Here is a 21,607-nt window from a genome sequence, read left to right as displayed (position 1 = left end):
TGGGTCTTCAATGAGTTTCAAATGGTCAAACAAGGACATGGATTAGGCTGAGTAGAATAACATGCCTTCTCAGATCATGCTGATACTGATAAGTTCCATGCTGTTAACAAAGTATGATCCCACCCTGGGGAGGTGTATGGGTCGCTGATGAATAAATCATTATCTCTCACCGCACCTTCATACCAGCTGCGTTTACGGGGATCGTAGTTTTGCAAGATGACGTTGGGGTCATTTTGTAACATCTGACCATCGGTCGTCCCGAGGTAAGTGATAATAAAACCAAGTGCTTGTTTTGTTTGATGAAGGATAATGTGTGGCGCAATTTCCGGGTGTTCACTCAATGTGGTTGCTGTTTTTTCTATCGCCTGGACTCGGTCATTCATCCAACTGCTTAGATTGACAGAAACTGACTGTGCAAACCCGTCAATATCGGTGTTGAGCGTATTGTTAATGGTCTGATCGAGTGACGCCATACTTTGCCAAATCAAAGCAAAACTCATGACTGCCAGAAGCAGTGCCGAGGTCAGCGTTATTTTGATCCTTAAAGGCCAGTTATTGATGAAGGACAGCATACAACTCCTTAATCCTGCTGAATGATGGGATGCGACATAAAAAAGATTTCAGTAATGCAAGGAATACCAAGTGATGTTGTAACCGGGTTTCGGTCGGATATTCGAAATCTATGTCATTAAGATAAGGCGACTATCATAGCAGTTAACTTTAGAAAGTTATGATAAATAACTGGTAAGCATTAGCTGATGGCTCTGGAATTGGTTAATTATTCAGCGAAACGTGCCATGTGCTACTAGCATTGGGATGGCGCTGGTTTCCCTCAGCGTCTTTGCTGCTGGCCGCTGATTGCTGGCGGCGGAGGCTTAATTGCTCCGCCACTGATGACCACGGCAATCGCTGGCAACAGCTCGATAACCGCTGGCGTAGCTAGATACTGGTCGCTCAGTTAATCAGCCACCAGTAAGTTGCAGTTGTTGCAGGATCTCTTGTTGTTGTTCCGCCAGTTGCTGTTGTTCTGTCAGCACGTCGCGGAGGATTTGCTCCGTGGTCAACGGGTTCGCCAGTACTACGCGGAAAACTGTTACCGTTTGACGCTGGTAACGCGCAGGCTGCAACCGGGTTCGGGAAACAAAAGATTTCCCCTGTTCACGTTGGTTTTTCTGTACTAATTGTGTCAGATCGTTTAGCAAGTTGTTGAGCAACGCCACTTTATCCCATTCACCCTTGGTTACTGCAGCACTGAGCGCAACTTGTAGCTGTCTTGGTACATAGCGATACGTCAGCAGGCACAATTCCGGGGCACTTATCAATTCAAAATCTGGATGCGCAGTAATTAATCCGGCAAAGAAACGGGCCTTTTCCAGAGAGTTATTGATCAAAATCTCATAGCCGTGGCGGCCGATAATATTCAAGCAGGCGTGCACTAGCATTGCCATACCAGGCCGGGAACCTTCCAACGTTTGTGAGCCAAGATCTTTGGAACCACGGCGCAGGATATATTCGGCATGGTGCACAATGGCACGGGCGAGTCTGGGATCTCGAAATAGCACCATGCCAGCGCCCATTGGCACATACAGCTGCTTGTGCGCATCAATGGTGACTGAGTCCGCGCGCTCAATCCCATCCAGTAAGTATCGATATTTGGACGACATCAAACTGGCGCCGCCCCAAGCCGCATCGACATGAAAGTGGCACTGGTATTCGGCAGCAAGGTCAGCCAACTGGTGCAGCGGGTCGATATTCCCGGTTTCTGTGGTACCGGCAACACCAACAATTGCCATGATACGTACGCCTTGTGCCGTCAGCCGTTCGGCGGCTGCGCGCATTTGCGCTACATCCACTTTGTTGTCCGCATCGGTTGGGATTGACACAATATTCTGGCGGCCAATGCCCAGCAAGTCAGCGGCTTTGCCGAGGGAGTAGTGACCGCGTTCAGAAACTAGAATGGCCAGATCCTGCCAACCATAATGGCGCAGAGCCGCCATCAGTCCGGCGCTGGTAACCCCGGGAAATTCGCCATCGGCTTGCAGTAATTGGTTACGGGCAATCCATAACGCGGTGATATTGGCAACCGTGCCGCCGGAGCAAAACGCCCCTAGCGCGTGCGTAGCGCTATGCATCCATTGACGGTAAAACGCGGTATTTTCACCATAGACCAAGTGGTGCATCATCCCCAGCACCTGACGTTCTAGGGGGGTAAACGCCTTAGATGTTTCGATTTTGACCAGATTCTGGTTGAGTCCCACCATAACTTTGGACAGTGGCAAGACAAAGTAAGGCATTGCTGACGTCATATGGCCGATAAAGCTAGGTGCGGCAGTATGTACCGAATGTGCCACCAGGTTTTGCATCATCTCTTCGGTATAATCAGACACAAACGTGGGTTCAGTCGGGATGTTGTAAGCCTGAAAATCCTCTTCAATCTCGCTCAGCGGTTTCTCCAGTGCCACAATGCTCTGGGTCAGAAATCCCGCTAAATCCTCAGATAGCGCGTGTTCAATCTTACTTAAAGTCGATTCTGGCGCTTCTGGAACGGTAAAGATGCGCATCATGCTCTGCGCTGAGGCGGTTGCCTTGCGAGGCTTATCGGTCATGGATGGTCCAGATCTCACATTACAAGAGCCAGCCAACGGCAGGCGATATCTACTTGGGGTGCTCACTTTACTGCAAGCAGCATAAGGCGACAAGTTCTGGCTGTCAGTGCCATAAACACAAGCGCCTCTAGCCGATGCTTACTAAGCCGCCGTTGCCTATGCCGTTTGCCTTCACGAGCTCATTTTTTCGACCAGATAATCCACGAATACACGGATGCGGGCGGGCACATTGTTACCGCCGATAAACACGGCGTGAATCGCCTCTCTGTCCTGCGGGTTGTAGTCTTCAAGCAGTGCAACCAGTTGGCCGCTGGCCAGCGCCTGTTGCACATGAAAGCGGCCAACGCGGGTAATACCGATACCCTGTTGCGCCAGTTCTACTAAGGTTTCGCCGTTGTTTGCGATAACGTTACCTCTGACGGCGAGCATAAAATCCTTACCGTTCTGCCGAAACGGCCAGCCCGGCTCGATCCGGCGAAAGTTAAAATCGAGGCAGTTGTGCTTGGCCAAATCGGCTGGCGTTTGTGGCTCGCCAGCTTTAGCCAGATATTCGGGGGAGGCCAGTACTACGCGGCCGGTATCGCCTAAACGGCGGGCATGTAAACCGCTGTCTGGCAACTGGCCAAAGCGGATAGCCACGTCAACCTGACCGGATGCGACATCCCGGAGTTGGTCTGATACATCAATCTCCAGTGTGATATCGGGATAGCGCTGCAAAAACTCTTTTAATAGTGGCACGATTGTCAGGCGGCTATGTGCGGTCGCTGTGGTGACTTTGATCTTGCCACTGGGGCTGCCACGGTTAGCGATGGTTAGCTCGGTATCATCCAAATCTTTTAAAATACGCCGCGCGGCTAACGCGTAAGATTCTCCTTCGCTGGTTAAACGCAGACTGCGGGTGTTGCGCACGATAAGGCGCACGCCAAGGCGTTTTTCTAGCCTCGTCATCATGCGGCTGACGGCTGAAGGCGTAAGCTGCAGTTCACGTGCTGCCGCACTTAAACTGCCTGTACAGGCAACCGATAAAAAGGTTTCCATTTCTGCTGTTCTGTCGGTTTTTATTACGCTCATAAGAAACCTGCTGATAGTGATTAGCCTATTTGTGTACTGCTTATTTGTGATTCAGGCGCAAAGCTGAATGTCTCTGACGCTGCTTTTTCTCGGTTTTTAACATGAGTATATTCTGCTGCATCACAAATTAGCGAGATTTAATTCACGAGACACAGTATGAAAATCAATATTCCTTTATTCGCGCTAGCGCTAGGGGCCTTTGGCATCGGCGTTACCGAGTTTTCCCCTATGGGTATGCTGCCAGTGATAGCCACTGATCTTGGCGTATCTATTCCAACCGCCGGTATGCTGATCAGCGCTTATGCCTTTGGTGTATTGCTGGGAGCCCCTTTAATCACGCTGGCATTTGCCAATATGGCACGGCGTAATTTGCTGCTGTTGTCGATGGCGATATTTACCGCCGGTAACCTGATTTCGGCAATGGCCGACAATTATAACGTGCTGCTGTTGGGGCGAATTATTACATCGTTTAACCACGGCGCCTTTTTTGGTGTCGGGGCGATCGTTGCGATGAACGTGGTGCCGCCAGAAAAACGCGCCGGGGCTGTAGCCGCGATGTTTTCTGGTTTGACAATAGCGACCATCGGTGGCGTGCCGTTGGCCTCTTATATTGGTGAAGTGGTTGGTTGGCGCCCGGCTTTTTATGGTATGGCCGTTATTGGTCTGATGACCATGTTGGCGCTACGGCTGTCGTTACCGCCTATGGCCAATAAACAAAAAGCCAATGTGCGTAATGAGCTGCGGGTGCTGGGTAAAAAGCCGGTGCTGGTTGCCTTGTTGCTAACCGTGGTTAGCTCCAGTGCGATGTTTACCGTGTTTACTTATATCGTGCCTATTTTGCAGCAGGAGACTCAAGCTTCTACCTTTTTTGTGACGGCAATGCTGGTGCTGTACGGTATTGGTTTGGCCGTGGGCAATCTTCTTGGCGGTCGCTTTGCGGATCGTTCAATGGATTTAACGCTTATCGTGTCGTTAGTGGCGGTTATGCTGCTGTTGGTTGTGTTGGCTATCACTGTTGCCGTGCCATTAATGGTTGTGCCGCTGATTTTTATGTGGGGTATTGCCAGTTTTGCGTTGGTGCCACCACTGCAGGCTATGGTAGTACAGGAGGCAGCAGAAGCGCCCAGCCTGGCATCCGCGATGAATATAGGTGCATTTAACTTGGGTAACGCATTAGGCGCGATGTTGGGGGCGCTGATGATAAGTGCTGGCTTTGGCTTGAGCGCCGTGCCACTGGCCGGTGCGGCTACCGCAGCGGTGGGGCTGGTTATGGTATTGTGGTTCAGGTATGGCCGGCGGCCGGCGGTTGTTACAGCAGAGCAAAGCGCCGCAGGCTAACAATATTGTTTAAAAAGTAAAAAGCCTGAAAAACAGGCTTTTTAGACATTTACTGGGGCTTAATCTTAATTGCCGCTATGTGCATGAACTTGCATGACAAACCTAACGATGATGAACCATCTCTGCCCAACTGGTGTATATCGAAAAGGTAATCTTAGTTTTTGTCTTGTAGGCCAAGCACCCACATAGCAGCAATGTTACTGGCGGCTCGATGCAGGTTGGGGCGGGCATTGCGTAATGCATGTTCCAGATCTGTGGCGGCCGGGATGATATCGAAAATGGCTGCCATGCCTTTCTCTAGCACTTTTTCTGCGCCGTCGCCTAGACAACCCGCTATGCCTATCACCGGCAATTGTCTGGCTTGTGCCAGCCGCAACACACCCATGGGGGTTTTGCCGAAAATTGTCTGGCCGTCAATGCGTCCTTCACCGGTGATCACCAAATTGGCGCCCGCCAGCTTCTCATCCAGTTTGACGGCTTCCATGACGATATCGATGCCTGGGCGCAACTTGCCACCAAGAAACGCCATCACCCCCAGTCCCATACCACCCGCGGCTCCTGCGCCAGGTTGTTGCCGCAGATCGGCAAAACCGCTGCGAGCCAGAACATCGGCATAATGGCTCAACGCTTGATCCAAAGTGTTTACCATGGCTGGCGTCGCGCCTTTTTGTGGACCAAATACTGCGGAGGCGCCGCGTTCACCACACAGCGGATTATCAACGTCACAGGCGACTTCAACAGTACACTCGGCCAGCAAAGGTTGCAGCTGTGACAAGTCAATGCTGGCAAGCTGCGCCAGTGCGCCACCGCCAACGGCTAAGTCGTTGCCTGCTTTATCTAGCAAGCGGACACCCAGCGCCTGAGCCATGCCGGCACCACCATCATTGGTAGCACTGCCTCCCAGCCCCAAAATGATATGACGAATGCCGCGGGCAAGGGCATCGTTGATCAGCTCACCAGTACCATAGGTGGTGGTGATTAGTGGGTTACGGTCGGCAGCTTTCACGTGATGCAAACCCGAAGCAGCAGCCATTTCGATCACGGCAGTCAGCGGTGTTCCCGCAACCTGTCCCAGAATACCGTAGTGGGCACTGACTTTGTTGCCTAGTGGGCCGGTGACTGACAATTCAATGATGCTGCCATTGGTGGCATCCACCATAGACTGCACCGTGCCTTCACCGCCATCGGCAACCGGCACTTTTAGATATTCGGCATGGGGTAAGTGCAGTTTAAACGCCGTTTCAATCTCGGCGGCGACTTCCATAGCACTCAGACTTTCTTTAAAGGAATCCGGAGCGATGACTATTTTCATTGAGTGTTCCTGTTACAGCAGACTGCCGCCCTGATGGACGGCAGCAAATCGGAATATTTACAGCAGTACTAAGCTGAGCGACCAGACAAAAATAATGGTTACAATGCCCTGTACTAAGGTGGCCATGGTCTGAGCCTTGTAGGCTTGTGACACGCTCATGCGACTGAACTGAGTAACCACCCAGAAGAAACTGTCATTAGCATGAGACACTGTCATGGCCCCAGCACCAATGGCCATCACAGTCAGCACATGGCCCATTTGCGAACCTAAGCCAATGGATTCTAGCATTGGCGCAACCATCGCAGAGGTAGTCACCAGCGCCACAGTGGAAGAACCCTGCGCGGATTTCAGTGCCGCCGCCACAATAAATGGCATAAAGATGCCAATCCCCAATGCCGACAGGGTAGTACCCAGATAATCACCAATTGGCGTGGCTTTGATAACAGCACCAAAGGCGCCGCCAGCACCGGTGATCAACAGAATGGGGGCTGCACTGGTAAGACCTTCCGAAATCCGTTGTGAGAACTCTTTCATACGGTTTTCTGGTTTGAGCAGCAACAGCGACAACAGCAGACCTATCATCAAAGCATTCAACGGTTGTCCCAAAAAGTGCAGCAGCGCAAATACATTACCAGTACCAAAAGGCTTGGATGGAAAGGCGGCAATTGAACCGATACAAATCAACAGAATCGGCACAAAAATAGGGGCAAAGGAAGCCAGCGCGCTGGGCAGTTTGCCGTAAGCGGCTTTTACTTTCTCAAACTCTTCTGCCTGATGCACCAGTTCTTCGGCACCTTCGCCCTCTGGTTCATCTTTCATAAACCGGTTAGCCCATAGCAATCCCGCAAGTGCAGCGACAACGGCGACTACTAGGCCAACACCGATAACCAATCCCAAACTGTCTTCCAGTCCTAGGTTTCCCGCTGCTGCGATAGGCCCAGGTGTTGGTGGCACAAAGGTGTGGGTTGCATACAAACCGGTTGCCAGTGCCACGCTCATGGCGACACTGGACACCTTCATGCGACTCGCCATCGATTGTTTAAGACTGTTCAAAATAACGAACCCGGAGTCACAGAATACCGGGATTGACACCATGTAACCAATGATGGACATAGTGAGGGTCGGGAAGCGGTTACCCAGCAATTTGATCACCGAGTCGGCCATAGTGATGGCGGCACCGCTTTTTTCCAGAATAGTGCCGATGATTGTCCCCAATACAATCACCAGACCGATATACCCTAGAATACCGCCGAAACCTGTACCTATGGTTTTGGCAATATCCTTGAGTGGCAGACCGAAGCACAGTGCAGCGATAAACGTTGCCAGCAACAGCGTTAGAAACGGATGAAGCTTAAGTTTGGATGTAGCGATCACAATGAAGATGATCACTCCCAGTAATATCAATACCAGGTTCATGATGGTCCCTTAATTTTTTGTTATTCGGGTTTATCTTTAGGCGTTTATATCCTGGCGGCCAACAGGCACAAGGACTCCGCCATTATGCGGGACTTGGGGCTGACAAGGCTTTGGAAATGATCACGGAAATTATTGTCACAAACGACATTTTTTTGGTCATTTGCACAAAATACTAGGATTGTAGGCGTTCCAGTACTTCGCCAAGATAGAGCTGTAATAGCCCATCCAGTGAGTTGAGATCAATACCGGTAATCTGGGTGATTTTTTCGAGGCGGTAACGCAAAGTATTGCGATGAATATACAGTGCATCGGCACAACGCTGCTGGTCACCAAAATGCTGCAGATAGACTTGCAGTGTCTTGGTCAAAACACCGCGCCGATCGCGTTTTTGCAGCAAGCGGAATGGAGCCGCTAGCTCTTGACCCCGCCAGTCATCGCCCAGTCCAGAGAGCAGCACTGGCAACGCATGATCTTGATAAAGATATTTAGTTTGCTCCGGTGCCCGCCGTTTGCCGAGTGCCAAGGTTTCACAGGCGGTGCGATAGGATCTGACAATACCGCCAGCGCCGGGAAAATAATGCCCCAAGGCAATTTTTAGTCTGCCCTTGGTGTCCGCTGGGAGCCGAGCCAGTAACTTCTCAATACGAATGTCTTCCAGTGACGGGTCCCAACTGCAACCATCGAGAAATGCAGGTTTAAGAATGACTAACTGATCCAATGCCGTCAGCGCCACCAGATTGTTGCGTTGTGGATATTCCAGCAGTAATTGAATATCGCGCAGACTAGTGTGCTGCAGTTCATGTGCTTGCAGCTCAATAACCGCAGCTACCCGTGGCACAGTTAAATCAATCTGCAGCTGTTTGGCCCAGGTTTGCATCTCCTCGGGGTAGCTGCCCTCATGACGGATCAGCTGCAAAATAAACTCTTCGCGCTGACGTTTACGCCACTGCTCCACTTCCAGGGAGTTGGCTTGTTCCACCATCATCTCCGCGGTCATTTTCAGCAGTTCCCCGAATTGCATTAGTTGCGCTGGTGCGCCGGTAATCCCCACCACGCCAATGATTTGTCCGTGATAATGCAAGGGCAGATTGATACCGGGTTTGACGCCATGAAGACTGTGTACACCGCCATCATCGATAACCACTGTACGATTCTGGCTGATGGCCAGTAATGCGCCTTCGTGAACGGTATTGATACGGCTGCTGTCACCAGAGCCGAGGATCACTCCCTGACTGTTCATTACATTGATGTTGTGATCAATGATCCGCATGGTGCGATCGACAATCTGTTGCGCGGTTGCAGCATCAAGGAAATACATGGGGCTATCCGTTCATCAGCGCAGCTACCCGCTGCTGCAATAAAGGTAACAGGGTTTGCTCAAACAGTGGATGCTGTTTCAGCCACAAACGATTTCTGGGGCTGGGATGGGGCAGTACCAGCATCTGTGGCCACAACGATTGCCAAGCAGCAACCGCCTGTGACAAGTTAGCTTTTGCTAGCGGATTGCCGGCCAAGTGCCAGGCCATGGCATACTTCCCCAGCAGTAATGTCAGTTGAATATTGGGCAATGACGCGAGTAGTGGCTGCCGCCACGCCGCGGCGCACTCAGGTCGTGGTGGTAAATCACCTTGCCGTCGACCATTTTTTTCTTGGGTACCAGGATAGCAGAAACCCATCGGCACTAGTGCGAACAAGTCGGGATTGTAAAACTGCTCACGCGTGACACCTAACCACTGTCGTAATCTATCACCGCTGACGTCGTCGAACGGCCGTCCCCGCTCATGGGTAATCCGCCCGGGGGCCTGGCCTGCGATGAGAATTCTAGCGGGAGCCGCAGCCTGCAAAATGGGTTTCGGGGGCAGTGGCAGATGTGACTGGCATAAACGACAATCATTAATCTGTTGCAGTAAAATCGCCGATGCGGCTATAACCATTGTGGATTTAGCTTCCTAGCAGCAATTGCCACAAATGATAGAGGTTGTAGAGGCACCAACCTACACTTAGTAGCAACAATATCCAACGCATAACATGAAACAATATTGATGGTTTTGGCTGTTGATTAAGTGAAAACCAACCGATTAACAACGTCAAAATAACTAGCGGCCAGGCGAGCAAAGACAGCAATAACAAAAAGACACTGGCGCTCAGTAACACCCAGCCCGCATGATTACCACTACGACGAGCCGAATTCTGCAACTGTAATGGCAATAAGGCCAATGAGGCCGCAATAATAATTAACCCCAAATTCAGCGTGAGGTAGGCCGTTGAGCTGTTATCTTCTAGGACCATCACCGCGGCCAGTATCGGCATTAGCAATGACAGCGTGGTATGTGTGGTAACAAAACGTCGGCTGCTGTATTGACCATTGAAGTAAAACAGCAACTGCAAAGCCAAATTCACAAGTGTGAATCCGCCAAGCCCCAAGATGACAAAGACACTGGCTAAAACGCCATTGGTGGAGTCTGCAAAAACTGGCAGTGTTATGGTTGCCAGTGAGGCTCCTATTGCCAGGCGTCCACATAAAGAAGAGCTGAAATTCATACCGTAAGGTGTTTGTTATAAATGATCCGCCATACCATGTCGTAAACGGACGCGAGTTGCAAGGGCTGTTTGAAAGTGTCGAACACGAATACCACTAATTAACTAAAAAAATTGGGCGGGTCCCTCCGCCTGAGTATCACAAGGTAAAGTGGCATCGGTATCTGTCGTTGGAACAGATAGTAGATATAATGTTAATAAAATGTAATTTACTTTGGTTGCGGTGGCGAAGCAAGTGAAATCTGCTGTTACTGTGAACTGATAAGTGAAAGGGATAGGTGAGATACCACCATAGAAAAAGCCCGCATTAAGCGGGCTTCAATTATTGTGGTTGCTCGGGACTAAAGCTTGTAGTTTACGCTCAACATGACTAAATGCGCGGTGTAGTCGTGGCTGAGGTCGCCAAAGCTTATCAGATTCCAGATCCCATCAACGGCCAGATCGTTAGCGGCATCGTTGTCTTCATACTTCACCATCTTGTAATCAAGACGCAGTGCAACTTTCTCAGTGGCTTGATACTGGGCGTAGGCATTGACATCCTGCTCTTTAGCAAAGTAGTCGCCATAATCCCCGGTCACACCCTGACGTACTTTGGTTGTTGAATCAGATTTTGAGTAAGTGTAATCCAATCCCAGGCGCAGTTTTTTCTCTAACAGATTGTCGTAATAGACTCCTGCACCCACAACATCCACCTTGTCTTCAGTATTGGCAAACCAGGTCGCAACAGTGCTGAAGTTGGCGGCACCCGCTTGTTCATTCTTGATGGTCTGATGGTTGTAGAACAGATTCAGATTAAGGTCTTCCAGTATCTGATAGTTCACGCTAGCGTCATAACTGACTTCACGGGATTCTGTCAGCCCGATAACGGTGTCACTGTAATCATCCAATGCATAACGACCACCAAAATCGATAGTCAGGTTATCCAAGGGTGAATGTGTTACCCGTGCTTCCACCATCTTACGGTCACGATTTGCCAGATAATACTTACGCAGTAATGGATTGGCTTCAGAGGATGTCCACTGTGAGGCTTCATAATCGGAGCCATCACGCTTGCCATAGCTGCCTTTGAGCGACATATTCCAGTGTTCCAAGGCACTAACAGCCAAGCGCGCCCACACGCTGTTCTCATCGGTGACTTCACGATCGCTGTAATTGCGTTCGTCACGGCGATAATCATAACCACCGGTCAGTTTTACCCCAGAAATAATCCGGTAATCAGCGGCCAATTTGCCTTTCTGAACAGTAGAGTCATAAGGTGTATTGTAAACGGCGTTACCGGTGACGTTATTAACGCTAATCTGTGTCCACTCGTAAACATCTGTCTGATTGTCACGGTCATAATAGTTGTAACTACCGGAAATCCGCAGATCATTGCTGATGCGTTTTACCGCACGGATATCCATACCTGTGATGTCCACTTCAGCATCCAGATTTGTCTCAGGTAATGCGTAGTTATAACCAGAAGTAACAAAATCCTGATCCTGAGTCATGCGGCCCATCATCAGCCGTCCACTCACAACACTGCCATCGGCGCTATACTGACCACTTAGCGACACAGTATGGGCATTATTGTCGGGATCAAGCGACTTATAACCTGCCGTTGCACCGCCAAAGGTTGGGGTGTAGGCGCTGTCAAAGCCCAAGCTCTGATCATCGTTACGGAAAAACGAGCCGTTGTAGGTTAGGGCGGTAAACCAGTGATCGCCTTTGAGCTTGATACCAGCTTCAACGGTGTCGGTACTGTAATCTACCGGCTCTGGGAGCATGGCTGATTGATTGAAGATAGTACCGGAGGTAGTTTTTACCCCAGATTTGTCTTCACGCTGATAATGCACAAAAGTGCTCCACAGCTGATCGGCCTGATACTCAAAACCGAGGCCGTAACGTTTGCGTTTCAGTGACAGTTCAAAGGGTGACAAGCTGGAGGGTAATGCGGTCATGCTGTCACTCGCACCAGCGGTTACCCAGTTGCTTGGTAGTGACAGATAATCAGTACCAATGCCAGAGTAGGGGGTCAGTGCTGTTTCGCTGCTGTAGGTCGCAATCTGACGATAATTGGCAGAGACTTTGTACTTGCCAATTTTGCCAGAAGTGATTTCAGCTCGGCCGTTTTCCATCCCTAGGTTAGTGGCTTTGATTTCGGCCTGATAGCCATCTTTACCACGGTAACGAATATCTGCATCAACTTTCCCAACAACGTCATTCTCTGCTGCAAGAGCATTGGCAGAATGAATATCATCGCTGTCGTTGTAACCAACACCTACACCAACCTGGCCGCTAGCGCCGGTTTCAATTTTACAGGCGCTGCATTTCCAGTTTTTCATATTGATGCTGCCAGTATTGGCATCGGCGATACCATAACCGTCAGCCGCCATTGCTGCACCAGCGTTTGCCAGTAAAGCAATAGTGATCAAATTAATATTAAATTTCATCTTCCTGCTCCCTTAACGCTGCAGCAACTTGCCGGATGGGTTGTTGGAACCATGTACTTGGCTGTGGCAGTTCAGACAACTTCTACCGCCAGTAAAGGCACTGCCATTTACAGTAGAACCAAGGCCGGTATTGCCTAAATAGGCGTTACTGGTGTGGCCATCGCTGGCGTGGCACTGTTGACATAATTGTGGTGCACGGGCCTTCAACATGGCTTCATTGACTGAACCGTGAGGGTTATGACATGTCACGCAATTTTCGGTCACTGGCGCATGTTCCCACAACTTAGGTCCACGTTTTTCAGCATGGCAGCTGTAGCAGGTTTCGTTAATGGATGGCTTTACCAGGTCAGATTCTGTGCTGGTACCATGTGGATTGTGGCAATCGGTACAGGTCATCTGGTTCCACTTCAGCGGATGTGCAGAGCGTTTGTTCATGTCTGCTTTTTGCTTGGTGTGGCAACTGGTACACACTTCTACTTCTGTGGCTTTTGATAGCACCGGATCTTTGGCGGCATGGATTGTGTGGCAAGAGGCGCAAGCGACATCCGCATTATCATGATGACTGCCATCCCAGTTCATCCGTTTGTCATCTTTATGGCAACTCAAACACACGCTGTTCTGCTTCTGTGCCGACAGCGTTGAGCCTTTACCAAAGGTGATCATCGGTTCATTACCACCACGGTTATGGTTGCCCAGTGGACCGTGACAAGCTTCACACTGTAAACCAGCCATAGGACTCTTGCTGGAGTCAACAGCACCATGAACTCCTTCAAAAATGTCCATAACATGTTCAGTTTTACGGTGACACATCAGACAGGTGTCAGCACCTTTAGGGGAATATTTGCCTTCGGCAAACTTCTTATCAAGCGTTGCTTCCACTTCGGCGGGTGTCATTTTGGCATCCCATTTTGCTGCATGAGCAGTGTGGGTCAGCCCGAAAGACAACACTGCTGCCATCAGCGTGGTGCTCAGCATTGTCTGTATCTTTTGGTTTGTATTCATTGTTTGCATCCTTGATTTGTCCAAACTTGGCTGAAGGCAGGGAGGCAACGCCTCCCTGCGGGTCCGGGCAAATTACATATTGACCACTGTATGATCTGCTGCTGTTGGTTTGTGGCAGAAGAAACAGGTTTCTGACTGCGCGGCCTGGTTGGCGGCGGTGTAATCACCGTTAACAACTGCACCGTAGCTTTCAAGCGTTGCTTGAGAGTGCAAACCATCAGACCCCAGTGCATGACAGGAAGTACAAACGGCAGTGATTGGTGTGGTGTACTGGCCCGCAGCGGTTGCCAGTGCGCCTTTGTTTTTGAAGGCATCCAGATTCAGGTCATTATGGCACTGGGTACATTGGGTGATCACCCCAACTTCGTTGTGAAGCAGATGGACTTTCATCTCAAATGCGCCTCTCATGGCTCCACCAGTGTAAGTACCATCAGGAGTGTGACAAGCTACGCAGCCGTCCAGTCCTACGGTCATCTTGCCATTGACTTCGCGTCCCAACTGTTCACTGAGCACAAAACCTGCGTGATGGCCTTTGTGTAACTGGAAGGTTTCACCGTGACAGTTTTGGCAACCTGCGAAGCTCACTGAGTCAGTGTGGCGATGAGTCGGTGCACTGCCTGATTTTGTACCAAAAGCTAACTGCGCTTTCATGCTAGTGGTTTCGCTGTCAGCAGTACAGTTCACCAAGTTTGCGCCACTGGTGCACATTTCCAAGCCGATAAAGCTGAAAGCAGTATCAGCCGCACCACTACCAAATGGCAGAACCTGTGTGGTGTAAACCAGTTTTCCGTCAACAATGCTAACATCACTTTGCAGTGCGTTGTCGGCAATCAGGTCTTTGCTGTCATGGGCCTTGCCTGAGCCAGGGCTAGCGATGTAGCCCATTACTGGGAATTCAGGATCGACGTTAGTAACGGCTTCCAAGCGTTTGATCTTGCTCAGTTCAGTGCTGGCATCCAGCGGCTTTCCTTCACTGTCGAGCAATGTCACACTCAGGGTGGCAGAGTCATCAGTGTTCGCAACCAGTGTCGCTGACATACCTACTTTGGCGATGACAGCTTTTCTGTTCTGATAGTCAGTAGAGTGAACTTGCTCGGTCCATTCACTGTTATGGCAGGCAACACAGTTGGAGTTATCAGACTGTTGGCTATGTCCCTGACCTTTAGCAAAATCGATATTGCTATGGCAACTGCCACATGCTTGGGCTGTTGGTACTTTAGACCAGTTACCCCAGTCTGGTGTCAGCTCACCCTGATCACTATGGCAAGTGCTGCAGGTTTTCAGTGCATCAGTTTCATACACTGGGGCCGGTACACCTTCGTCACCCAAAGTAAAATGTTTGGCATGGATCAACATGCTGAATTGATCGTCTGAGTTACTCAAACGGTTCGGTGTATGACAGCTGGCGCACATGTTAACGTCATTGTATGAACCACTGTGGTGAGCGGTACTGACGTCACCATGACACTTGTTACAGCTGGCGGTGGCCACTATTTTGCGGGAATATCCGGGTTCATTACCTGCAATAGTGTAATCAACAAAAGCATTGCTGTTAGGAACCGCAGTGCCATCTGGCAGAGGCGTATTATACGCACGGATCATAAAGCGCTGGGCCAGTTCTGGATTAAATGTGGTGCGGGTGCCAGCACTATCTAAAAAGTTGGTGGCGAAAGAGTAGGTGTAAACCCCATTTTTCTTATCAACCAAAGTACCTGGACAGCTGCTGCTAAGATCACAGGTCTCATCGACGATATATTGCCACTGACTGGCATTACCGACACCAGTTGCCCCCTGAGGCAACAGCTGCAGGGCGTAAAAACGCATTTTCTGCAAACCAACCACAGCTTTATCGTCCTGGTTGGTCACCTGAAAACGAAGGCTGGCAACTCCATCCTGAACGGTAGTGTCATAAAAAGTAAAATTCAGATTGTTGATGGTCATGGCGGGGCTGCCTCCGGCAGCACCATCAGAACCGCTTGCACCATCTGCGCCGTCGCTGCCGCCACAGCCGCTAAGGGCCATGGATAACGCACCGGCAACCAGCAGTAGCGCATATTTCGATTTACTTGCGTTCATCATTATTTTTTCCCTGCAATGTGGAAGCACTCGGTCAACATTCTGCCGGTTTATTACCGATAGATAGGTGTTGTAATCAGCTTGTTGACCCATGCTGGATAAAGTATCTCCCACGAAAAGGCTAACTCAGAATATCAATAAATGCTTCTAAACAGACGTTAATGTGTGACTTGGATCCTTCTATTTAAAAAGGGTTATTTGTGCTGTTCTAGTTGTACTACAGCTTTTGCTGAATAACCTGTTAAACTATATAACTTACTGTTTACAAAAAATGAAGGAGGCATATTGCCTCCTTCGTTTGTCATGCAGTTAAGTATTAGCTTAATTGCCGTGAACTTTCAGCAACTGTGCTGGTGTGTGGCAAGTATTACAGGTTTCAGCGGCTCGCTGTTTCACATCGTCGGCACTGGTGCCATCAAGGATGCCGCCGTTGGTTTCGATATGAGATTTACCTGAGTCGGTCAGATACTGTTGGTGGCAGCTCAAACAGGCCCCGGCATCGGAAGACACCCATATTTCTGCTCCGCCGTTGGTAGTATCACCGTAGCGCCATACACGCTGTGCATCTCGTCCCAACGCAATGCCATCAGCGGTATGACAGGTCTGACAATCCGTTTTCAGCACGGTGCCTGACCCCAGACCGGCATACTTCAGATAGTGACCTGGCTGTTCATGCACTTTGAAGGCAAAACTGGTTGGCACTTTACCGCCTGGGTAGCTGTTATCTGTTGTCAGCGTTTTATCAGGGGTATGACATGCCTGACAGTTAACACCGTTGTCGTTGTGCACAATTGCCTTACCATGACAGCCCAGACACTTGTTGGCATCAATGATAGGCCGACGGGTTGCGACTGTGCCTGAGTCATCCACTCCGGTATCGCCCCATACAAAACGATAAGGATCCTGTTTGATATATACGGTGCGGACTCCATCGGCACTGCAGGCTGTAAGTTGTACGTCGTCTACCCCGTAACCGCCGTTATTGAAGCAAGCTTGCAGCGTTGACCAGATTTCAAAGGTTTTGCCTTTGGCATCTGTTGGCATGTTCATGTTATTCAATGTCAGTGTGTAGGTCTTGGTAGCCTCATCATAGCTACCTTCGCTCAGACGTGTGCGGCGGTTGCTGTAGGATGCGTCATTGTATGCGGGGAAGTCTTTGTCGATATCCCAACCGACCACCATGCGACTGCTCTGACTGACGAAACTCTGATCTACGGCATTGCCGTTGGCATCCAACACTTGTACTTTGAAGGTCAGTTTGCTGTTGGCGTCTAGCCCAATATCAGTCACCTTGACTCCCATCTGCTGTGCCAGCGTATAGGCTTTTAACACATCGCCATGACGTTTAACCGCGCTGCCAGTGCCAGCATACGGTGACTCGGCATTGTGGCAAGACATACAGTCGGTACTGCTGTGGTGTGCAGAGGGTTTTTCAGAATGACAGGCGATACATGCGGTATTGCTTTTCTCTTGGGTAAACAGTGCCGCATCACTAGGGGCGTTGCTCCCTTGGACATGACATACTGCACAATTTGCTGCGGGGGTTTGCGGGAAGTTGACTTCACCAAAATCCTCTAGAGCACCGTGATATCCCACTATTTTATAAGGATCTGCCACTTCGTTGCCATCTGCGTCATAGGTATGGCGCTCGCTACCGCGGTGAATGGCATGGATCATATAAGTGAAGTCGATACTGTTACCTGATTCAGGATCGCCAGAAGTGGCGGTATGGCAAGCTTCACAGTTTTCAAGATCCAGACGACGACCGCCATGAGCTTTAAGGCTGTCAGGCTGATGGCAGGTATAACAAGCGTTGATTGATACCACGTTGCGGCTTTGGATCCCCGTTGTCATCCCGCTTGAAGGTTGCCAGTCGAAATGGGCATTGACGGCAAGCGATGTCAGTTTGAGTTCAAGCGTGGCACGTTGAGTATCTTCGGCATGGTAGGTAACGGTCAGCGGCGTAGTGACGTTGGCAACATTGGTTTGGTAGGTATAGTTGTAGGTGCCATCACCATTATCCTTCAGACAATCATCGCAACTTTTAGCCACTTCAACATCGGCCTGATACTGCGCAGAAGGATGAAGATTGTCTACGTTGGTTGGTACGTCGGTCGGTTGCTTGACCACATTAATATAGGATTGCCATTGGTAACCATGGTCAAAACCGGCGCTGGTATCAGTGGCCGCATCAACCACATGAGTTAGCTGGGCGATACCAAAGCGCAGATCGTAATCCTTGGTGAGTCCCACCACTGCAACGCCGTTGGCGTTGGTCAGAGAGAAGGTAACGCTTACGCTGCCATCAGAAATCGAGGCGTCGGTAAAATTGGCATTCAGCGTAGTGGCGTTGTCGATGTTGATTGTGGTTAATCCGGGTTCACCGGGGGCACCGTCCTGACCGTCTTTGCCGTCGCTTCCGCAACCGGCGAGCATTAAAGACAATAGACCGGCTCCCAACAGCGCTTTGCTCGCGGCATTGAAATTAAACCGTTTCATCATTATGTATCCCTGCAAGGTTTGTTGTTCTCACTGTAACGGGCATTGATTTTAGAATTGTCGCTGCAGTGAGTGGAGTGAGATTTCCATACATAAGGCTATCCAAATGTAAGGCAATACGCAGTTATTTTAGCCGGGTTATGTGATTGAGATCTGACTATTTATAAAGGAGTAACTTGGTTTCTGGACAAATGTTTAAAGCCGGTATTCGTGGCTACAGATAAGTTTAAAAAAGACAACAACTAAGATGTTTCTGCCTGCAACCGTCGTCAGAAGCACTCAGCAACGGCTGCCTAATATCAGTGAGTGGTTTATGTGCACTGTCTAATATTTTTATATTTGGCCGCATGTCTTTCGCTGGAAAAGCAGTACAATCTCTGCAGTACTTGCATGTTAGCAGTTTTGATGTGGGTCATTTTTTGATTATCTGAAATCCGGCTCGTTCCCTGTTTTTCTGACCAAGCACACAAAGTTGCTACAAACAGCAGTTTATTTTCATCTGGCCGTTTATTCCTTCAGGGTTTTGTCACATAATACGGACACAATTGAAAATTATTATCGTTTACAACTAGCGCTAATAATTCACGCGGAAGCAGTCGTGTTAACGGCTGTAAGGCAGTCAAAGTGGTAGAGGCAATGAAGTTAAGTGAATTGAACCCCGGCGATCGCGCAAAAATCTCCGATATTGGACGTCTGGAGCTTCCATCCGCCGTTAAGCGCAAGCTATTGTCACTGGGTATCACGCCCGATACTCATTTCTCACTTATCCGTCGCGCACCGATGGGATCAGGTCTGGAACTTGAAATCCGTGGTAGTAAATTGTGTGTGCGCCAGGAATTGGCACAGATCATCGAAGTGGAGAAGGCCAATGATTAAGCAGTTTCATTGTGTCACGGTTGGTAATCCCAACGCCGGTAAGTCAACTCTATTTAATGCCCTGACGGGTGCTAATCAGCAAGTGGGCAACTGGGCCGGCGTCACGGTTGAGAAGAAAACCGGTCTGTTCACACTCAACGGTGTTGATGTTTACCTGACGGATCTGCCCGGCATTTACGATATTTTGCCATCAGAAAGTGACTGCGATTGTTCACTAGATGAACAAATAGCCCAGCAGTTTCTGGCAACCCAAAAAATGGATGGCATTATCAACATGGTTGATGCCACCAATATTGAACGTCACCTTTATTTGACCGTTCAGCTGCGGGAGCTCGGTATCCCCATGGTGGTGGTGCTGAATAAGATTGATGCGGCCATTAAACGGGGTATCAAAGTTGATACTGAGGCCATGAGTAAAGAACTCGGGTGTCCGGTGATTGGTGTGACGTCCCGCGAGCCTAAAGATGTTGAAAAAGTGAAGGCTTTGGTGGTGCAGTTTTTCGAAGGCCAGGTATCTTCAGCACCGTTAATCTTGGACTATGGTCAGGAAATTGAAGCAAGTGTAGCGGCGTTGCGTGCTGCCGAACCCAATTTAAGCCGTGGCCGGGCGCTGGCAAAATTGGCCAATGGCAAGGGCTGCAATGCTTGCCATCGCGGTAGCAATGATCAGGAAGTTGAGCAATGCACTGAAAGGTTGGCACGAGAAGGCAAGGACATTGAAGTTCATGCAGCCGCCACCCGATTTAATTTTGTCGAAGCATTATATCAGGCGGCGATTCACGCTGAAGATAAACCCACCCTGAGCGACCGTTTGGATCAGGTTGTATTGCATCCGATACTGGGGGTACCGATCTTCCTGCTGGTGATGTATCTGACATTTATGTTCGCCATTAATGTCGGCAGCGCTTTTATCGATTTTTTCGATATTGCTGCGGGTGCCTTGTTTGTGGATCACCTGGGGGCTTGGCTACAGAGCGTTAATTCGCCTGAATGGCTGATCACCCTGTTGGCCGGTGGACTCGGTCAGGGTATCCAGACCGTTTGTACCTTCATTCCAGTGATTGCCGCGCTGTTTCTGGCGTTGTCAGTGCTTGAGGGCTCAGGCTACATGGCACGTGCGGCGTTTGTGGTTGATGGTCTGATGCGGCGTATCGGCCTTCCCGGCAAAGCGTTTGTGCCCATGATTGTCGGTTTTGGTTGTTCCGTGCCAGCGATTATGGCGACCCGCACTTTGGGCAGCGAACGTGAACGTATTGTGACCGGCATGATGGCGCCCTTTATGTCCTGCGGTGCGCGGTTACCTGTATATGCGCTGTTTGCCGCAGCATTTTTCCCTAACTCTGGTCAGAATTTGGTGTTTTTGCTGTACATCATCGGCATTATTGCCGCCATTGGCACTGGACTGATGTTACGTAAGACATTGCTGCCGGGTAACAGCAGTGCGGTAGTCATGGAGCTGCCAGGGTATGAGTTACCAAAGCCGCGTATGGTGTTAGGTCGTACCGGAAAACGTACCAAGAGCTTTATCCTCGGCGCTGGCAAAACCATTGTACTGGTGGTCACAGTGCTGAACTTCATCAACTCCATCGGGACCGATGGCACCTTTGGTCATGAAGATAGTCAGGAATCTCTGTTGAGTGTTGCCAGCCAGAAAATTACCCCAGTGTTTGCCCCCATGGGCTTGCAACAGGATAACTGGCAGGCGACGGTTGGTATTGTCACCGGTATTTTTGCCAAAGAAGCGGTTGTTGGCACTCTCAATAATTTATACAGCAGTCATGGGCAGGATAAAGGGGAACTGACGCCACTGACCGACAGCTTTAAAGAAGCGTTGGCCACTATTCCGCAGAACCTCTTGGGGATCAATCCGAGTGATCCTTTATCGTTGTCGCTTGGACACGTTGATAACCTGAATGAGGCAGCGGAAGAACAGGGTGTGGCACAAACTACCTTCAGTGCCTTGCAAACCGGGTTCAGTGGTCAGTTGTCGGCGTTCACTTACCTGTTATTCATTCTGTTGTATACCCCATGTGTGGCAGCAATGGGGGCGCTGGTGAATGAATTTGGACCGCGCTGGGCCGGTTTTGCTGCTAGTTGGACCTTAGCGCTGGCCTATGGTACCTCAACAGTGGTTTATCAAGCGGCCACCATTCCCGAGCATCCGTTGCAGTCAGCTGCTTGGATTGCATTTTTCGCCGCGGCATTGGTAGGTTTCTACGCTTGGCTGAAACGCAAAGGGAAACGGACGCAACAACTCATTCCTGGGATAAAAATTATCACCGAGTAATGATTGGACATTTGATTGAAAAAGCAGCGCTATTTGCTGCTTTTTCTTTTTGACAGAACGTTGACGGACGTAACGACAGTTTTTATCCTAGAAGCATTGTCAGCGGGCATGATCTGTAGGATCATGCCCGTTTTATAACGATTGCACGGTTCGC

General features: G+C 49.8%; 15 protein-coding genes. 3 read left to right on the top strand and 12 right to left on the bottom strand.

The features are described from left to right. Nucleotides 1–74: 74 nt before the first annotated feature. The 3 genes from J3L11_RS03810 to J3L11_RS03800 all read right to left on the bottom strand — a co-directional run bounded on the left by J3L11_RS03810 (nt 75) and on the right by J3L11_RS03800 (nt 3,677). A complete protein-coding gene (locus J3L11_RS03810) occupies nt 75–572 on the bottom strand; it encodes a hypothetical protein (protein ID WP_207570134.1) in 498 nt (165 codons plus the stop codon). A 390-nt stretch (nt 573–962) separates the two neighbouring features. Further along, the gene (panP, locus tag J3L11_RS03805; protein WP_189615926.1) at nt 963–2,606 is read right to left on the bottom strand and encodes a pyridoxal-dependent aspartate 1-decarboxylase PanP; all 1,644 of its coding nucleotides are present in this window, start codon (nt 2,604–2,606) and stop codon (nt 963–965) included. Between the two features lie 171 nt (nt 2,607–2,777). After that, the gene (locus tag J3L11_RS03800) at nt 2,778–3,677 is read right to left on the bottom strand and encodes a LysR family transcriptional regulator (RefSeq protein WP_207570133.1); all 900 of its coding nucleotides are present in this window, start codon (nt 3,675–3,677) and stop codon (nt 2,778–2,780) included. A gap of 156 nt (nt 3,678–3,833) precedes the next feature. On the opposite strand from J3L11_RS03800, the gene J3L11_RS03795 reads away from it, so the two are divergent. Then, the gene (locus J3L11_RS03795) at nt 3,834–5,015 is read left to right on the top strand and encodes an MFS transporter (RefSeq protein WP_207570132.1); all 1,182 of its coding nucleotides are present in this window, start codon (nt 3,834–3,836) and stop codon (nt 5,013–5,015) included. Between the two features lie 154 nt (nt 5,016–5,169). On the opposite strand, the gene J3L11_RS03790 is transcribed toward J3L11_RS03795, so the two are convergent. The 9 genes from J3L11_RS03790 to J3L11_RS03750 all read right to left on the bottom strand — a co-directional run bounded on the left by J3L11_RS03790 (nt 5,170) and on the right by J3L11_RS03750 (nt 18,293). Then, nucleotides 5,170–6,327, bottom strand: coding sequence for a glycerate kinase (locus J3L11_RS03790; protein WP_207570131.1), 1,158 nt, complete (start codon nt 6,325–6,327; stop codon nt 5,170–5,172). A gap of 57 nt (nt 6,328–6,384) precedes the next feature. Then, the gene (locus tag J3L11_RS03785) at nt 6,385–7,743 is read right to left on the bottom strand and encodes a GntP family permease (protein WP_207570127.1); all 1,359 of its coding nucleotides are present in this window, start codon (nt 7,741–7,743) and stop codon (nt 6,385–6,387) included. Nucleotides 7,744–7,915: 172 nt separating this feature from the next. Beyond that, a complete protein-coding gene (locus tag J3L11_RS03780) occupies nt 7,916–9,061 on the bottom strand; it encodes a sugar diacid recognition domain-containing protein (protein ID WP_133037741.1) in 1,146 nt (381 codons plus the stop codon). Between the two features lie 4 nt (nt 9,062–9,065). Beyond that, the gene (locus tag J3L11_RS03775) at nt 9,066–9,677 is read right to left on the bottom strand and encodes a uracil-DNA glycosylase family protein (RefSeq protein ID WP_133037740.1); all 612 of its coding nucleotides are present in this window, start codon (nt 9,675–9,677) and stop codon (nt 9,066–9,068) included. A gap of 7 nt (nt 9,678–9,684) precedes the next feature. After that, nucleotides 9,685–10,143 carry a hypothetical protein gene (locus J3L11_RS03770; RefSeq protein WP_165900068.1) on the bottom strand — a complete coding sequence of 153 codons (459 nt, stop codon included), beginning with the start codon at nt 10,141–10,143 and terminating at the stop codon, nt 9,685–9,687. A gap of 479 nt (nt 10,144–10,622) precedes the next feature. Next, complete coding sequence (locus J3L11_RS03765; protein WP_133037738.1) at nt 10,623–12,713, bottom strand: MtrB/PioB family decaheme-associated outer membrane protein; 2,091 nt, start codon at nt 12,711–12,713, stop codon at nt 10,623–10,625. A 12-nt stretch (nt 12,714–12,725) separates the two neighbouring features. Next, nucleotides 12,726–13,715, bottom strand: a complete 990-nt coding sequence (locus J3L11_RS03760) for a DmsE family decaheme c-type cytochrome (protein ID WP_189615919.1) — start codon at nt 13,713–13,715, stop codon at nt 12,726–12,728. Between the two features lie 72 nt (nt 13,716–13,787). Then, nucleotides 13,788–15,794: an OmcA/MtrC family decaheme c-type cytochrome gene (locus J3L11_RS03755; protein WP_189615916.1), complete on the bottom strand. Its 2,007-nt coding sequence runs from the start codon at nt 15,792–15,794 to the stop codon at nt 13,788–13,790. Nucleotides 15,795–16,112: 318 nt separating this feature from the next. After that, nucleotides 16,113–18,293 carry an OmcA/MtrC family decaheme c-type cytochrome gene (locus tag J3L11_RS03750; RefSeq protein WP_207570126.1) on the bottom strand — a complete coding sequence of 727 codons (2,181 nt, stop codon included), beginning with the start codon at nt 18,291–18,293 and terminating at the stop codon, nt 16,113–16,115. Between the two features lie 633 nt (nt 18,294–18,926). Between J3L11_RS03750 and J3L11_RS03745 the strand changes: the two genes are divergently transcribed. Next, complete coding sequence (locus J3L11_RS03745; RefSeq protein ID WP_133037734.1) at nt 18,927–19,166, top strand: FeoA family protein; 240 nt, start codon at nt 18,927–18,929, stop codon at nt 19,164–19,166. Beyond that, entirely contained in the window at nt 19,159–21,453 is a 2,295-nt protein-coding gene (gene feoB, locus J3L11_RS03740; RefSeq protein WP_207570121.1) for a Fe(2+) transporter permease subunit FeoB, read from the top strand. The genes J3L11_RS03745 and feoB overlap by 8 nt, the downstream gene beginning before the upstream one ends. Nucleotides 21,454–21,607 lie beyond the last annotated feature (154 nt).

Source organism: Shewanella sp. 4t3-1-2LB (genome assembly GCF_017368415.1).
In the GTDB taxonomy this organism is placed as follows: Bacteria; Pseudomonadota; Gammaproteobacteria; order Enterobacterales; family Shewanellaceae; genus Shewanella; species Shewanella fodinae.
Note: the sequence above shows the minus strand (reverse complement) of the source record. Positions and strands in the feature narration are given on the sequence as shown.

Coding starts and splice junctions, on each gene's coding strand:
- J3L11_RS03810 (WP_207570134.1), bottom strand. CDS start 572: ATGCTGTCCTTCATCAATAACTGGCCTTTAAGGATCAAAATAACGCTG.
- panP (WP_189615926.1), bottom strand. CDS start 2,606: ATGACCGATAAGCCTCGCAAGGCAACCGCCTCAGCGCAGAGCATGATG.
- J3L11_RS03800 (WP_207570133.1), bottom strand. CDS start 3,677: ATGAGCGTAATAAAAACCGACAGAACAGCAGAAATGGAAACCTTTTTA.
- J3L11_RS03795 (WP_207570132.1), top strand. CDS start 3,834: ATGAAAATCAATATTCCTTTATTCGCGCTAGCGCTAGGGGCCTTTGGC.
- J3L11_RS03790 (WP_207570131.1), bottom strand. CDS start 6,327: ATGAAAATAGTCATCGCTCCGGATTCCTTTAAAGAAAGTCTGAGTGCT.
- J3L11_RS03785 (WP_207570127.1), bottom strand. CDS start 7,743: ATGAACCTGGTATTGATATTACTGGGAGTGATCATCTTCATTGTGATC.
- J3L11_RS03780 (WP_133037741.1), bottom strand. CDS start 9,061: ATGTATTTCCTTGATGCTGCAACCGCGCAACAGATTGTCGATCGCACC.
- J3L11_RS03775 (WP_133037740.1), bottom strand. CDS start 9,677: ATGGTTATAGCCGCATCGGCGATTTTACTGCAACAGATTAATGATTGT.
- J3L11_RS03765 (WP_133037738.1), bottom strand. CDS start 12,713: ATGAAATTTAATATTAATTTGATCACTATTGCTTTACTGGCAAACGCT.
- J3L11_RS03760 (WP_189615919.1), bottom strand. CDS start 13,715: ATGAATACAAACCAAAAGATACAGACAATGCTGAGCACCACGCTGATG.
- J3L11_RS03755 (WP_189615916.1), bottom strand. CDS start 15,794: ATGATGAACGCAAGTAAATCGAAATATGCGCTACTGCTGGTTGCCGGT.
- J3L11_RS03750 (WP_207570126.1), bottom strand. CDS start 18,293: ATGATGAAACGGTTTAATTTCAATGCCGCGAGCAAAGCGCTGTTGGGA.
- J3L11_RS03745 (WP_133037734.1), top strand. CDS start 18,927: ATGAAGTTAAGTGAATTGAACCCCGGCGATCGCGCAAAAATCTCCGAT.
- feoB (WP_207570121.1), top strand. CDS start 19,159: ATGATTAAGCAGTTTCATTGTGTCACGGTTGGTAATCCCAACGCCGGT.